This window comes from Streptomyces sp. NPDC050164 (assembly GCF_044459945.1).
Taxonomy (GTDB): domain Bacteria; phylum Actinomycetota; class Actinomycetes; order Streptomycetales; family Streptomycetaceae; genus Streptomyces; species Streptomyces coeruleorubidus_A.
In genome coordinates, this window is record NZ_JBITJK010000066.1 from 17708 (window position 1) to 32064 (window position 14357).

Here is a 14357-nt window from a genome sequence, read left to right on the forward strand (position 1 = left end):
GCGGTAGCAGCGTCGGCAGATCTGCCCGTCCTGGCGGCGAGTGACGATCTGGTCGACCCGCCCGCAGCGCCCGCACGAGCGGAAGTGCATCCGGGCCCAGCACCAGCCGCAACAACGCCCTTCATTTGAACGCTCGCTGGGCAGCGGATCCGTGCGCCCACAGCGGACGCACGTCACCTTCGTGACCTTCTCCGTGTGGCCGGCGTCGTGCAACAAGTACCGCAGCCGGACCACACTCAGCGGGCCGGTAACCACCGGGACGGTCAAGGCGTCCGGCGTCTGCTCCAGATACCGGGCGAGCTCCCGAACCGGCATGGGCCCCCACCCCTTCGCCTGCTCGATGGCGACCTGCACGGCCCGGACCGTCAACCCTGGCCCGACAGCCGCACACAGGTGGTCCAGAACCCACGCGCGGATGCTCTCCAACTGCTTCTGGGCTTCCCGCTGCCGCGGGGTGCGGTAGCTCACGACTGTCCGGGCCGACGGATGACAGTGCGCCGCGGCGCCGGGGCCGGGCCCGGCGTCCCGTCGGCGCTTTTGCGGACCTGCGCGTTGACGACTTCCGGCTCGATCAGGTCGTTCGGCGTGCAGTTCAGGATGTCGCACAAGGCGACGAGGGTGTCCATGCTCAGCCGCTGCGGCGGCTGCGTGACCAACCGGTAGACGTGTTCGCGCGACAGCGTGACGCCGCGCTCGGCGAGCAGCGGGACCAGGTCCGAGGTCTGGAACATGCCCTGTTCGGCCATGAGCTGGCGCAGCTTCCACTGGTAGCCCATTTTCCTGATCACACCGTCACACTCCAGTCGGCGCCCAGGCGGTCCCTCATGGAAGCCTCCAGCAACTGATTGCGGTACTCGTTCGAGACACCCATGTAGATGGCCGTGGTGGCCGCGTGGGAGTGACCAACCTGTTCCTGTACGAACCGGGCCGGATAGCCGAACTCGGTCAGGTGGGTGATGTAGCTGTGGCGCAGGCAGTGCAGGTCGAGGTCTTCGTCCAGGCCCGCGTCCTGGCGGGCGGCGACGAAGGCTTCCTTGATCGAGCGGGGCGAAAGCCGTCCGACTCGTTCGGTCACCCAGAGCGCCGGGTGCCGGCCCGGTGAGAAGTGCGGCCGGATCTCGGTGATCCACTCGTTGAGGACATCGACCGCCCAGTCCATCTCCGGGACGGTCAGGACGGTGCGTCGCTTGGGCGGTGAGCCCTTCGAGGACTTCCCGAAACGCACCATCATGCTGCCGTACGCTCCGAACTGCGGAGCTTTCCGATTGCGCCGCAGATCCACCAGGTCGACCCGGGACGACTCGGTGCGCCGGGTGCCGAAGGCGTAGATCGTCTTCAGCACCGCTGCGTCCCGCAGCGCGGTCAGGGCACCCTTGCGGCCCGGCCCTCGTACCTTGGTCGGGCGTGCGTCGGCCGCATCGAACAGCGCCTGGACCTCGTCGTAGTCCAGCGGGCGCCGACGCGGGTCCGCCTCGTACTCCACGGTGTGCAGCACCGAGTTGCCCTCGTGGAAGACCTCCTGCGGAGTCTGCCCGAACCTCTCCAGGCAGGTCTCGACCCAGCCGTATCGCCTGTCGAGCAGGTACTCCAGGAAGAGTGCGATCACCACCTCGTACGTGCGTGCCGTGGACATTCGGATTGGCTCCGCCCCACTGCGCAGGTGCGCGACGAAGGCCTCGCCCTCCGCTGGCGTCCACTGCCACGGATACAGGCCGGTGAACTCCTCCAAGCGCTCCACCAGACGCAGCCGCGGGTCGATCGTCTTGGCCTTCAGGAAACGAGCCGCCTGCTGACGAGCCCAGCCTTCCTTCATTCCCTCGAACACCGCTGATGCCGGGTCGAGGTGAACCACGTTTCGGGCCAGAACGAGCCGTGCTGACCCCGGGGCTTCGGTAACCACCAAGCTGTTGTAGCTAACGCAACATTGTTGCGGCGACCTCTTGCCCGCCAGGTCACCGCCAAGAGTGAACTCTTGGCGAAACCGGCCTCACCGCGCTCGGCCAGTAGTAATAAGAGTTTGATCGACCTGCGGGATGTTGCAGCCAGTGCAATTCATCCTGTTTTCACGGACTCGGTACGACGGCAGCCCTACGAGGTAGAACCAGCCCGTCTCCGTCTGGCGCCGCTTCCACAGCCGCGCGATGACCTCCTGCGGTTCGGTCCTCAGCACGGGGTCGGCGGGCAGCACGACCCGCACGGGCACCGGCTGAGACCCGGCAGCGTCATCGGAAGACGTCGTCACGTCCCCACAGTAGGCAGCCAGCTGCGGCCGACGTCCGGCCGCCACTCCCCGACCGGCACCGGACAGGGGAGTGGCGTAGATCGGTGCGCAACCGAGAGGATGGCGGGACCAACTGGTCGCAGGACGGGCGCAGATGGACACGGACGCGGTTGAGTACGAGGTGCGGACCGCCGGTACGGCGGACTACATCCTCCGCAGCGCCGACTTCTTCTCCCGGATGCCGGTGATCTGCCTGGAGTGCGGAGAACGCACCGGACTCACCTTGACCGCCCGCGGCGAGGACAACTCGATCGGAACGGGCGCACCTGCCCCTTCCACGGCGGCGAGAGCCGAAGCGCTCCAGAGATCATCACGCTCATGACGCATCCGCCGGCCTGGACCCCTCCCGGCGCGAGCACAGCGGACATTGACCGCGCCTTGGGGGACCTGCAGGCCGTCAGCCTGCTCCTGCTGCTGTCACCGACGGCGGAGCGCGACCTCGCGGACTTCATCGACGACCACTTCGCCCACGAGGCCGGCGCCCGAACCTTCGGCTGCCTGCTGCACTTGTGCGGCGACGCTGATGGGGCACGGTTCTGGTGGCAGTTCGCCGCCGGGGCCGGGGATGACGCCGCCGAGTACTGCCTCTTCCTCGACCACTCTCAGTGCGGCGAGTTCCATGACGCTGAGCACTGGGGCCGCCAGCTAGCCCTGCACCGCTTCACGCCGGATGAACTGCTTGGCGACCGAACTGCCGCGCCCGTCCTCACCGAGGACTTCACCAGCTGCGTCGCCGACTACATCGTCGAGCGTCACCATCCCGACCTCGGCGTCATCCCCTTCCCCAAGACACTGCTCATCCGCCACGTTCGTGACCTCACCCCCATCCCGACCAAGCCGCCATGCGCCACCTGACGCGGGCAACACCCCGGCCCGGGCCGGGCACAGGCAGGTCCGTCCCGGCTGCCGGAGCGGGACCTGTTCCCGGGCCGACGACGTCCCTGTCGAGATCGCGGTGGATAGCGCGCTCTTCGAGTGGCGGCGTAGGGCGATCGGCTATCTGTCGTTGATGTGGCCGGAACCCACCTGGGGGCTTTCCTCAACCAGCACCGCCAAGAGGACGCCAGACGGGATCATCGAATGTCACAACGCGTAGGAGGGTTGCGGGTGTTCAAGGTTCTGGTGGAGCAGTGGAAGGCGAACCAGGAGCAGAAGAGGGCCATCGCGGCCGAGCGGTGGGAGCAGGAGAAGCGCTGGAGAGAGGAAGACCGGGAAGAGGCCAAGGCGAGGGAGGCAGCGGAGCTGGAAAAGAAGGCGGAAGAGGAAGAGCGCACAGCGGAGGAGAAGGCTCGCGCGGACGAGACGTACCGCTATCTCTACCGAGCACACCTGGGCGTGCTGCGAACGGCCGCGACCATCTCGGACGTGTCTCTGACCTGCCACGAGGACACCTGGACGTTCCTTGCCCGGCGGGCCTTCGGCACGTGGTCGCCGGAGTGGCTCACCAGCGTTGCCCAAGATGGCTCGGACGTGCCCGGCCCCACGAAGAAGGATGTGGCCTTCACCAAGAATCCCAACCTCACTCCCGGGCGCATCACCAAGCACGAAAACGGGATGCAGACTGTCGAAGTCTCCGGCGACAACCTGGTCGCCATCCTCGAAAGACTCTGGGATGGGGCCTACAGCCGGAATCCCTACAAGACCCTCATGGACCTCGACCCGAACCGCTCCGCCTGCGGCCCGCTCCACGCCCGCATCAGCCGATGGCTCGAAGACCTGGAACCAGGATCTGCCAGCAAGCCCGGCCACACCCTGGTCCTCGACGAGCGGATCGAAGCCTCCGGTTTGACCTGATCCCGCTACACCACGGGCCCCGGGGGAGAAGACATCCTCGGGGCCCGGCATATGGAGTCGTGCTGCTCAACGACAGCGAGCGTCACGTGTCACGCGGTGGCCGGCTGCGGTTCCACCAGCACTTCGGCGACCTTCCGCGCGAGCTGCGCGAGGTGCGGCGGCAGGTAACTGTCCAGGGCGTCGACGTCGTCACACAGGCGCGCGCGCAGTCCGTGCAAGCAGGCCTCGGTGAACAGCCGCTGTTCATCGGCCGTCGACATCAGCCCTCCTTCCGCATACCCCTGGCCCCATGAGAACCACAGCCGGGCGTTGTCATCGTTCTCGGGGGGAAGCGGTCCGCCGAGCATCCCGGCGAGTTCGTGCCGGTCCGAGTCCCTCGGTCCGGCCGCCCGGCTGCGCTGTTGCCGGGTCTGGAGGTACGACGCGAGCGTGTCCATGGCCATGCCGGTGCGCTGGCAGTACGCGGCGACCAGCATGGATGTCATGTCCAGCGTGTCCGCCGCGTCCGTGCCCCGGTACAGCGTCATCCGCTTCCAGTCGTGTGACACATCGGGCTCGGTGTAGCGCAGAACCTCCTGGCAGTTCATGACTGCTTCAGAGACGAGCTGGTGAACTGCCTGCCGCAGCGGCTCGGGCATCGGGGTGCGTTCCATGGCCGCACGCTAAAGCCCCCAGACGCCCGGACCACCGAGCCGGGGCGCAGGCTCACCTGGACGGCCGATGAGTCGACGAGTCGGCTGGCAGGACGCTAGCCCGCTTGACGCTGGCGAGCAGGCGGGCGGATCGTGGCCGTTCGCGTCACGCTCCACCCCGAAAGGGAACCCGCATGTCACAGTCCTCCGCCTGGCGTTACGTCGTGCGCCCCGATGGCTCCTTCTTCCGCACCTTCAACGCTGACGGCGACCTCGATGAGCTTGAGTTTTAACCTACACCCGGTTACCAGGAGGCGCTGGGTGGCGTGAACGGCTACGAGCAGGTCCGGCTGTGGTGGATCAAGAGCGGGCCAGCTTGGTGATGACGGCCGCCGTCGAGGCCCCGCGCTGGGGGCCCGACAGCGAGTGACGTTAGGCGGACCGGTTGACGTCGTCGAAGTCGGTGGAGGCTGACAGCTCGGCCCATGCCAGCATGTCGCGCTCGAAGGCGTCGCGTCCGGCCTGAACGAGCTGAAGCGCGTCGGTGCCGAGCAGCAGGCGCGTCGGCGGCTGGTCGGCCGCCACGATTCGCAGCACCGCAGCCGCGGCCTTGTCCGGGTCGCCCGGCTGGTGCCCGCTGCCGTGGATGCGCCGGGCGCGCAGCGGCTCGAACAGCTCGTCGTAGTCAGCGATCACACGGGGTGCGCGGATCATCGAGCGGCCGGCCCAGTCGGTCCGGAAACTACCCGGCTCGACGGCGGTGACACGGATGCCGAAACCGGCGACCTCCTTGCCGAGCGTTTCGAGGATGCCCTCCACCGCGAACTTGCTGCCGTGGTAGAAGCTGAGACCCGGCATGGTGATCAGCCCGCCCATCGAGGTGACGGCGATTATGTGGCCCGAACGGCGCTCCCGCATGTGCGGCAGCACGGCCTTGATCACCGCCACGGTTCCGTAGACGTTCACCTCGAACTGACGGCGAAGGTCATCCATCGACGACTCCTCGAAGAGGCCATCATGGCCGTATCCGGCGTTGGCGACGAGTACGTCGACCGGGCCCAGGTCGCGCTCGGTCTCGTCCACGACCGTGTCCACAGCGTCATGGTCGGTCACGTCCAGGATGCGGGCGTGCGCGTCGCCGGCGAGCGCCTCAAAGGCCCGTGCGTCGGCGGGCGTGCGCACCGTGCCCACCACCCGGTGGCCCGCGGCCAACGCCGCGCGCGCGAGTGCGCGGCCCAGGCCGGTGCTGACGCCGGTGATCAGGAATGTCTTGGTGTCCGACACAGGAGTTCCCTTCGTGCGATGCGAACAGAGGCCGACCGGGGCGGTTAGGCCCCGGTCGGCCTCGACACGTTCCACTTCAGCACCGGAATCGGCTGCTGATCGACTTCCAGGGGGTCCGCTTCACCCCGGGGACAGCCGGACCGGGGGACTGCCAGTCCCCCTTTTCGCGGGCCGTCGGGACGGTCTTGGGCCCTATCGTGAACGGCATGGACCGCAACACAGCTCTCGGTGAGTTCCTCCGCTCTCGGCGGGCACGGATCACCCCGCGCCAGGCGGGCCTGCCCGACGACGGCGGCTCTCGGCGAGTGCCAGGACTGCGCCGCGAAGAGATCGCGCAACTGGCGGGCGTGAGCGTCGACTACTACGTACGCCTGGAACGCGGACGCCGACTGAACGTCTCCGAGACCGTGCTGGACGCCATCTCCCGCGCGCTACGCCTCGATCCCGTCGAACGCACCCATCTGTTCCAGCTCGCCAAGCCCGCCGCAGGCAGGCCCCGCCGCACGGTGACGCGGCCGCAGCCGGTCCGCCAGGGGCTGCGCGACCTGCTCCGGATCCTCGAGCACACCCCCGCCCTTGTGCTGGGGCGGCGACTGGACGTACTTGCGTCCAACCAGATGGCACGTGCGCTGCTCACCGACTTCGACGCGCTGCCGCACCGCGAGCGGAACCTGGTGCGGTTCATGTTCTGTGACGAGACCGCCCGCTCGCTGTATACCCACTGGGACACCCACGCCCAGGACATTGTCGCCTCGCTCCGGCGCGACGCCGGACGTCATCCCCACGATCCACTGCTGGCCGAACTCGTCGGCCAACTCTCGATCGCGGATGAGGACTTCCGCCGCTGGTGGGCCGACCAGAACGTGTATCGGCACACGCATGGCAGCAAACACTTCCACCACCCGATCGTCGGCCCGCTCACCCTCAATTACGAGTCCCTCACCCTGCCTGCCGACCCGGACCAGCGGCTGAGTGTCTACACGGCCGAGGCAGGCTCCAGCTCCGAAGAGGCGCTTCGGCTACTGGCCGCGTGGATACGGCAGCCCGAGCCCTCGCACGGGCAGCACGCAGATCATTAGACGCCCGCCGGTCCGCGAGGAGCGGTCGGCCACAGTGGCTGCGTCCCATGAGCCGGGGTGGGCGAGCCTGTCCGGATGTCACGGGCCAGGGCCGCGGCCGGGAGGAACGCAGATGCCCATCATGTGCGGCATGGCACGCTATGCGCCCACGCCGACGCACCTGGTGCCGTGGTGGAGCCGTAGACGCGCGATGGCTCCGCGGGCGGATCAGGCTTTATCCGGGATGGTGTCGATGATGATCTCCGGCGCGGGGTCGTCCGGATTGGTGTCGGCCTTTGGAAGTCTGCCCCGAGGAAGTCAGGGCGGCGCTGGGACGGCTCACCGCACTGGCCGTTCTGGGGGAAGGCCGGGAGGGGGGATATCTGCCCGGGAATCCGGAACTGGTCGTGGATATTCTGGCCGACCTGCGACTGAGACAACTGCATGACGAAATGCGCGCCGTCACCCAGGCCCGACACTTGGTCGCCTCGCTCCGCGCCGAACAGGAATGCGCACCGGCCCCGGCGCCGGTCGTGGAGAAGATCGAGAACCTGGACTCCATCCGCAGCAGGATCGACGCCTTGGCCTTCTTCGCCCGCGAGGAGATCCTCTCGGCCGAGCCCTACACCGCCCTGACCCCCGTGAACATCCAGCACTCGAGGCCCCTGGACCTGCGATGCATCAGAAGGGGAGTACGGATCAAGAACGTCGTTCTGAGCAAGACCGTCGAAGACTCCCTGACCTTCGAATACCTGCGCGAAGCGGTCAGCGCGCCGGCGGCAACAGCGGCAGCCGTGACGAGGTTCTTGCGCAAGAGCGGGCTTCCCATGGTTGAGGCGGGTGGTGTCGCCTGTGCAGGACACGCACCCGGGTCCGGTGGTTGCGCAGAGATGAAGACCTTCACCCGTTCGAAAGACGTAAAGGTACGTTGCCTGCGGCGGTGGAGGCCCGGCCACCGGCGCCACCTGCCTCCACACGATGCTCCTGGGCCGCGGCGAGTGGTGAGACGCGAAGTACCGGCGCAGATCGAGGCCCGGAACGACCCTGCCTGTACGGGCCCTTCATTGTCGGGCTGCGCGCAACTCGAAGCTCAAGCCGAGGGCTGCCCGGAGGCGGTGTGATCCCGGCGGCGCGGCTGGGTTACGGTGCCGAGTATGCGCACCGAGGACGCGGTTATCCGACCTCTGCTCCGGATCCGGGACGTGGCGGCGCGTGGGGCCTTGTACGGGCTGGCCGCCGTGCCCCTGTTCGGGGTGGCCTCCCTGTTCTTCGGTGCCCGGAGGACGTTTCTCGGCGTCGTCGGATTGTTCGCCGCCTTCACAGCCGTGGTGGGGATCCTCCTCGGGCTCTTCTTCTGGTGGACCTGCGGGGGCGACATCCGGCGCTGCCGCGACTGGCATACCGTCACGGGCCAGGCCGGGCCCATCACGGTCGCAGCCCCGGTCCTGCTACGGGTCGGGGTGCTGGCCCTGGTGCTGTTCCCCGGCGCCTTCTGTCTGCACTTCCTCGTGGACGGCGCCGAGTACGGCAGCTGGCTGTACGGTAACTGAGCCACACGCGCCCGGCGCGGGCGCTCTGGGCACCCCCGCGCGAGCGGAAGCGCCAGCCAGCTGAAGCCGCCCGATTCGGCTGGGCGGCCGCCGCGCCCTTGCGGGCGGCGGTCCCACCCGCTCATCCGGTCAAAGTGGCCTGGTGGAAGTACATCCGCCAGCCCGACGCCGTCAGACGCCACAAAGAGCTCCGCCATGCCCGACGGCCCTGGTTGTCTGCGAAGTACGTCAAATGAACGATGCCCGGAGCGAGGACGTTTCCGGACATTTCACTGACCTTGACCGAAGACTCCGGGGCCACCGAGCCGCCGCTCGTCACCGTGAGGATCGACTCCACATCCCACCGGCGTCCGGAAGCCCCAATCTCGGTGAACTCCGGGTCCAAGAGCTCCAGGACGCGGGCCGGGGAAGCACGCACATCGGGATCGAGAAGCTCCATCTCCCCGTCGATGGCCGCCTGCACGGCCCGCTCACTCTCATCCATCATGCGGGCACCCTACGGACGCTGCTTGCCAAGGCGCAGCGAATTGATCACACGACGCAGCGATGGCACGGCGATGCCGTCAAAACTCGGTTCTGGCACAGATCTTGGGGAGCGGTCGCGGAGGGTCACCGTGGTGTTCGATTGCGAGGGTTGGGGTTCGCGTGAGACCGCGTACGCCCCGCCGTTGACATGCGACAGTGACGCCCCGTCAGGTCTGCGACTGTCTCCATCGTGGTCGGCTGTGGCCGGTGACGGTGCTGGTCATGCAGACCGACGCATCGTTCTGGGACTCTCTCGTGTTCGACGGGATCGACGACATGGACGTCGAGGCGGTGACCGCGGCCTTCGGCACGGTCGATGTAGTGGCCAGAGGCCGGGCGGCTCGGATCGCCCGCCATGTCCTCAGCCCAGGAGACCCCGGTGACCGCACAGGAGCCCCGCATCAACCCCGCCATCAGTCGCGGAGGAGAGGACTCCCCGGCACCAGTGATTCCCGGATGCATGCGCGTCGAACGACAGATCACAGCACGCGGCGCGACTGCGGATGAACTGGAAGCTCTCGGCCTGCCCAGGTACGCCATGCTTCCAGTTGTGGTGTACCAGGGCATTCAGGACGACCAAGACGGCAACGTCCTGGCGGCCACGACCACCGTCGTCCCGTCCCAGCATCCGACTCCCGACGGCTGGGAGCTTCCGCACCAGGGCGACCGATAGCGCCTCTGCATCCAGGACGTGCCACGCACAGCGGTCCCTCGGCGTGTGGTCTCGGGTTCAGGCGGCCAGGGCGTCCCACAAGTCGCGTACGGCGCGCTCGTGGTGGTGCTCGGTGGTCGCGGTCCAGCTGCCGGTCAGCCTGGTGATGATGACGCCGATCGTCCAGGCCCTGGACGGCCGGGGTCCGCTCCCGGCCGCCGTGGGCGTGGGCCTGCGGGTGATGGCCTCAGCTCCGCTGCACGGCGGCGAGCTCCCCGGCATGGTCGGCCAGGAGCTCGCCGACCTCATCCGGCCCGGCCTGACCCCAGCACAGGCGTGCCTCCTCACCGTCGCGTCATGCCCAGGAGTGACGGACGTCCTCATCGCGGCCTCCAGTACGCCACACTGGAGGGACGCGGCCGACGCCGTCGCCCAACCCTCCCTGACCGCCGCCAAGTTGCGGGAGATCGCTCATGTACTCGCCTCCCCCTGACCCGGACACCGAACAGCGCATGCGCACCCACCACGCCCGCGCCGCGAAGGCCCTGGACGTCCAGACCGAGCCGGGCGGCGAGTTCTGGGGGTGGGCCGGGCGCACCCTGGGCGCCCCGGCCCGCACCGCCGCCGGCGCCCCGGCGTGGCTGCGGCTGGTGTCCGCCCCGGAGGCCAAGGCGTCAGGGAAGCTGTGGGACGGCGCCCTGGACGCACAGCACGCCTTCGGCGACCTCGACGGGCACCGGCCCGAGCTCCTGGGCGTGCATGACGCCGTCGACGACGGCACCGCCTACCGGGCGGAGCTGTCAGCCCGAGTCGACCAGCCCCTCCTGTCCGACGACCCGATCCTCCAGCACGACCTCCAGCTGCCCGGCTCCTGGTGGGCCGACTTGACCAAGACGCTGGAGAAAGTGTCGGCAACTGTCACTGACCGTGTCGCCGTACGTCAGCAGTACATGGACCGGGCGATCCCCGAGTTCGTCAGCATCCCGGCCCCCGCCGTTGCCTGCTGGACCACTGTCCACGCCGACCTGCACTGGGCGAACCTCACCGCGCCTCTGCGGCTTCTGGACTGGGAAGGCTGGGGGCAGGCCCCGGAGGGGTTCGACGCCGCCACGCTCTACGCCTACTCGCTGCTCCAGCCGGACGTCGCCGCCCGTGTCCGCGACGCCTTCCCCGTGCTCGGCAGCCCGGCCGGCCTCGTCGCCGAAGCGATCGTGTGCGCCCAACTGCTCCAGACCGTGGCCCGCGGCGACAACCTGGTCCTCGAAGACCAGCTCCGGAACTGGGCTGGGGAACTCCGCCACCGCTGACCGACATCCCCAGCGCGCGGCCGCGGTCCCTCCCGGATGCGGGGGGAACCGCGGCATGCCGACGGCGGGACGTCTGCGTGAGCGGGCGAGGGGGAGGGCGTCGGCTTGCTCCGGCCCGAGCGGGGTGTCGGCGGCGACCATGTCCGCCAGGTCCTCGCGCCTGGCAGACCCATCAACGCGGCCGCAGGGGCGGCGCTGCGGCGGGTGTACTGCAGGCGGCTCGTGGGCATCGAGGCGTCCCAGCAGCAGACTGCGGGGTGCTGGGTTGGGAGGCGGCAAGTCAGCGTCCGCCAGGCCCGAAATTCAGAACAAACTCAGAGGTACCCGCCCGCCCGGGGCCGCCGACGAGGCGCGATGCTGGACGCATCATGAGCACCACACCGAACCACATCTCTCCTGCTCCGCTACGCAGGCCCGACGGCGGAGCCGTCCGCGTCCTGGTGGTGGACGACGAACCCGACCTCACGGAGGTTCTGGGCGTGGCGCTGCGCGCCGAGGGCTGGGAGGTCCGCAGCGCCGGTGACGGCGCCGCCGCGCTGGAGACGGCCGACGGCTTTCGCCCCGACGCCGTCGTCCTGGACTGGATGCTGCCCGACGTCGACGGCCTCCAGGTGCTGCACGCCCTGCGCCGCCGACTGCCGCAGGTATGCGTGCTCTTCCTGACCGCCCGAGACGCCGTCGAGGACCGGATCAAGGGGATCACAGCGGGCGGCGACGACTACGTCACCAAGCCCTTCAGCCTTGAAGAGGTGCTGGCCCGGCTGCGGGGGCTCCTGCGCCGGGCAGGTATGTTGCACGAAGCCGGAGCGCCGCGGCTCGTCATCGGGGACCTGGTGATGGACGAGGAAGCCCGGGAGGTCACCCGGGCGGGCCGGGTCGTGGAGTTGTCCCGCACCGAGTTCGAACTGCTGCGGTTCTTGATGCGCAACCCGCGCCGGGTGCTGTCGAAGGAACAGATCCTCGACCGCGTGTGGTCCTACGACTTCGGGGGCCGGGCCCACGTGGTCGAGCTCTACATCAGCTACCTGCGCAAGAAGGTCGACGCCGGGCGGGCGCCGCTGATCCACACAGTGCGTGGTGTGGGCTACGTCCTCAAGCAGGACCGGTCGTGACGGGGCGCGGGCCTCGCCCACCCGCCGCACTGCGCCGACGGCTCGCCGATCGGCGCGCACGCCGGCCGGTGTCTCTGCGGCTGCGGCTGACCGCCGGGCTTGTGGTGCTGCTGGCGGTGGCCTGCGCGGTCGTCGGCGTCGCGACCGTCGTCGCCCTGGAGAGCTTCCTTGTCGGACGTGTCGACCAGCAGCTCGCCGCCACCGGCGGCCGGTTCGCGGCCAGCCTCGAGCACGAAAAGCATCCCGACGCCGACAACGTCCCCGACACCCGCGGACAGGCCGAGGGGACATTCGGCGCCCGCCTGCTGGCCGGCCACGCGACCCAGGCGGCCCTGGTCAAGGACGACACCGACGCCGCCGTTCACCTGACACTGGCCGACCGGCGCGCCCTGGCCGCGCTGCCACCGGACGGCGGCGGCCGCAGTGTCCACCTGTCCGCCCTGGACGGCCGGTACCGCCTGGTCGCCGTCCGCGGGGACGACGGCGACGTCCTCGTCACCGGGCTCCCCCTGCGCCCCGTCGAGGACACCGTGCACCGGCTGGAGATCGTGGAGGCCGCCGTCTTCGGCGCGGCCATGGCGGCCACCGCCGCCGCAGGCGCCGCCTGGGTGCGGCTCTCCCTCAGACCCCTAAAACGCGTGGCCAAAACGGCGACCGAGGTCACCCACATGCCACTGGCCACCGGAGAGGTCGCCATGCCCGCCCCCGTCCCCCACAGCGACGCGGACACCGAGGTGGGCCAGGTCGCCACGGCCCTCAACCGCATGCTCGGCCACATCGGCGACGCTCTCGCCCGACGTCACGCCAGCGAAGAGCGCCTGCGGCACTTCGCCGCTGACGCCAGCCACGAACTGCGCACCCCCATCGCCACCGTCCGCGCCCACACCGACCTCGCGCTGCGCCATCCCGGGCCCCTGCCGAAAGAGGTACAGCACTCCCTGGAGCGCATCGCCGCCACGTCACAGCGGATGAGCGGCCTGGTCGACGACCTTCTCCTCCTCGCCCGCCTGGACGCGGGCCGCCCACTCGCCCGCGACCCCGTCGACCTCACCCGCCTGGCGCTTGACACGATGGACGACGCCCGCACCCTGTCAACGCGCCACCACTGGCTGCTGGACCTGCCGGAAAAACCCGTCGTCGTACAGGGCGACGAGCACCTTCTCCACCAGGTCCTGGCCAACCTGCTGTCCAACGCCCGCCTCCACACCCCGCCGGGCACCCATGTCACGGTGTCCCTCACCGCGCACACCGACCACACCGAACTTGCCGTCAGCGACGATGGCCCGGGCATCCCCGAAGCCTTCCAGGCGGACATCTTCCACCGCTTTACCCGGGCCGACCCCGGTCGCTCACGCAGGACGGGCGGCACGGGCCTGGGCCTCTCCATCGTCGACGCCGTCATCACCGCGCACCACGGCACGATCACTCTGACCAGCCGCTCCGGCAGCACGACATTCCTCCTGCGGCTACCACCGGCCTCACCTCCCGGCGACCACGCCACACGCCACAACGACGCGGAACCTCCCTTCGCATAACGCCTCTCCCACCACTGGCTCTGCGTCGCCCGCACGCGCCCGAACGTTCGGTGCGGGCCGCGGCCGTCCGAGAGGTGGAATATCGAGGTGCTGCCGTATCCCGACTGCACCGTCACATGGAGCGGGAGACGTTCTGAGTTCTCTCTGAAAAGGCGAGTGAAGGGGAGCGCTCAGAGGCTTTCCAGAAGTTCCGCTGGAAAGGTGGCCGACACACACGCACCACACGACGCATCACCACGTCGACACGGCGTCGATCCGCCACACGGCACCGCGAGTCGACCAGAGGAGTCCCGTGGCCACCACATTCGCATACAGCCGCCGGGCCAGGACCCGTCCCCCTCAGCCCGCCATACCCTCCCCCCGCACAGTTGTGGTCGTGGCGCAACTGCTGATCTATGCCGGGGCGGCAGCGGTGGTGGGCCTGTGGTGGATCGACACCACCTCGGTGGTCGGCGTCGCCGGATGGCTGACCAACGCCGGCCGGGTCACCGGCCTGCTGGCCGGTTACGCCTGCGCGGTGCTGCTCGCGCTGATGTCCCGCTTTCCCCTGCTGGAGCGGACGGCCGGCTCGGACCGCCTGGCCCGCTGGCACGCGCTGGGCGGCCGCTACACCATCTCGCTGACGCT

16 protein-coding genes and 1 pseudogene are annotated in these 14357 nt (G+C 69.1%); 12 read left to right on the forward strand and 5 right to left on the reverse strand.

Translation table 11 applies throughout. From position 1 onward, the window contains the following. Window positions 1–464 precede the first annotated feature (464 nt). Both ACIBNA_RS43525 and ACIBNA_RS43530 read right to left on the reverse strand, forming a co-directional pair. A complete protein-coding gene (locus tag ACIBNA_RS43525) occupies window positions 465–788 on the reverse strand; it encodes a helix-turn-helix domain-containing protein (RefSeq protein ID WP_399170917.1) in 324 nt (107 codons plus the stop codon). Further along, window positions 785–1813 (reverse strand): tyrosine-type recombinase/integrase, encoded by a 1029-nt coding sequence (locus ACIBNA_RS43530; RefSeq protein ID WP_399170918.1) that lies wholly within the window; start codon window positions 1811–1813, stop codon window positions 785–787. The genes ACIBNA_RS43525 and ACIBNA_RS43530 overlap by 4 nt, the downstream gene beginning before the upstream one ends. Before the next feature lie 562 nt (window positions 1814–2375). Here ACIBNA_RS43530 and ACIBNA_RS43535 point away from each other — a divergent pair. The 3 genes from ACIBNA_RS43535 to ACIBNA_RS43545 all read left to right on the forward strand — a co-directional run bounded on the left by ACIBNA_RS43535 (window position 2376) and on the right by ACIBNA_RS43545 (window position 4075). Next, window positions 2376–2603 carry a hypothetical protein gene (locus ACIBNA_RS43535; protein WP_399170920.1) on the forward strand — a complete coding sequence of 76 codons (228 nt, stop codon included), beginning with the start codon at window positions 2376–2378 and terminating at the stop codon, window positions 2601–2603. Next, window positions 2600–3136 carry a hypothetical protein gene (locus ACIBNA_RS43540; protein ID WP_399170923.1) on the forward strand — a complete coding sequence of 179 codons (537 nt, stop codon included), beginning with the start codon at window positions 2600–2602 and terminating at the stop codon, window positions 3134–3136. The genes ACIBNA_RS43535 and ACIBNA_RS43540 overlap by 4 nt, the downstream gene beginning before the upstream one ends. A gap of 252 nt (window positions 3137–3388) precedes the next feature. Next, complete coding sequence (locus ACIBNA_RS43545) at window positions 3389–4075, forward strand: hypothetical protein (protein WP_399170924.1); 687 nt, start codon at window positions 3389–3391, stop codon at window positions 4073–4075. 89 nt (window positions 4076–4164) lie between these two features. Here the strand turns inward: ACIBNA_RS43545 and ACIBNA_RS43550 are convergent, their stop codons facing one another. Together ACIBNA_RS43550 and ACIBNA_RS43555 are read right to left on the reverse strand one after the other, a co-directional pair. Further along, complete coding sequence (locus tag ACIBNA_RS43550; RefSeq protein WP_399170925.1) at window positions 4165–4728, reverse strand: hypothetical protein; 564 nt, start codon at window positions 4726–4728, stop codon at window positions 4165–4167. A 411-nt stretch (window positions 4729–5139) separates the two neighbouring features. After that, window positions 5140–5991 carry an oxidoreductase gene (locus ACIBNA_RS43555; protein WP_399170927.1) on the reverse strand — a complete coding sequence of 284 codons (852 nt, stop codon included), beginning with the start codon at window positions 5989–5991 and terminating at the stop codon, window positions 5140–5142. A 206-nt stretch (window positions 5992–6197) separates the two neighbouring features. On the opposite strand from ACIBNA_RS43555, the gene ACIBNA_RS43560 reads away from it, so the two are divergent. The 3 genes from ACIBNA_RS43560 to ACIBNA_RS43570 all read left to right on the forward strand — a co-directional run bounded on the left by ACIBNA_RS43560 (window position 6198) and on the right by ACIBNA_RS43570 (window position 8599). Then, window positions 6198–7070, forward strand: a complete 873-nt coding sequence (locus tag ACIBNA_RS43560) for a helix-turn-helix transcriptional regulator (RefSeq protein WP_399170928.1) — start codon at window positions 6198–6200, stop codon at window positions 7068–7070. Between the two features lie 275 nt (window positions 7071–7345). Continuing rightward, complete coding sequence (locus ACIBNA_RS43565) at window positions 7346–8170, forward strand: hypothetical protein (RefSeq protein WP_399170929.1); 825 nt, start codon at window positions 7346–7348, stop codon at window positions 8168–8170. Between the two features lie 33 nt (window positions 8171–8203). After that, window positions 8204–8599, forward strand: coding sequence for a DUF6336 family protein (locus ACIBNA_RS43570; RefSeq protein WP_399170930.1), 396 nt, complete (start codon window positions 8204–8206; stop codon window positions 8597–8599). Between the two features lie 121 nt (window positions 8600–8720). Here ACIBNA_RS43570 and ACIBNA_RS43575 read toward each other — a convergent pair whose 3' ends face one another. Continuing rightward, window positions 8721–9086: a DUF4440 domain-containing protein gene (locus tag ACIBNA_RS43575; protein WP_399170931.1), complete on the reverse strand. Its 366-nt coding sequence runs from the start codon at window positions 9084–9086 to the stop codon at window positions 8721–8723. A gap of 498 nt (window positions 9087–9584) precedes the next feature. On the opposite strand from ACIBNA_RS43575, the gene ACIBNA_RS43580 reads away from it, so the two are divergent. From ACIBNA_RS43580 to ACIBNA_RS43605, 6 genes and pseudogenes are all read left to right on the forward strand, one after another. Then, window positions 9585–9797 (forward strand): hypothetical protein, encoded by a 213-nt coding sequence (locus ACIBNA_RS43580; RefSeq protein WP_399170933.1) that lies wholly within the window; start codon window positions 9585–9587, stop codon window positions 9795–9797. Between the two features lie 112 nt (window positions 9798–9909). After that, window positions 9910–10269 (forward strand): hypothetical protein, encoded by a 360-nt coding sequence (locus tag ACIBNA_RS43585; protein WP_399170934.1) that lies wholly within the window; start codon window positions 9910–9912, stop codon window positions 10267–10269. Further along, a complete protein-coding gene (locus ACIBNA_RS43590) occupies window positions 10250–11083 on the forward strand; it encodes a hypothetical protein (protein ID WP_399170935.1) in 834 nt (277 codons plus the stop codon). The genes ACIBNA_RS43585 and ACIBNA_RS43590 overlap by 20 nt, the downstream gene beginning before the upstream one ends. A 368-nt stretch (window positions 11084–11451) precedes the next feature. Next, the gene (locus tag ACIBNA_RS43595) at window positions 11452–12195 is read left to right on the forward strand and encodes a response regulator transcription factor (RefSeq protein ID WP_399170936.1); all 744 of its coding nucleotides are present in this window, start codon (window positions 11452–11454) and stop codon (window positions 12193–12195) included. Between the two features lie 29 nt (window positions 12196–12224). After that, complete coding sequence (locus ACIBNA_RS43600) at window positions 12225–13730, forward strand: ATP-binding protein (RefSeq protein WP_399170938.1); 1506 nt, start codon at window positions 12225–12227, stop codon at window positions 13728–13730. A 292-nt stretch (window positions 13731–14022) separates the two neighbouring features. Then, window positions 14023–14357: pseudogene (locus tag ACIBNA_RS43605) on the forward strand (ferric reductase); the annotation flags it as partial.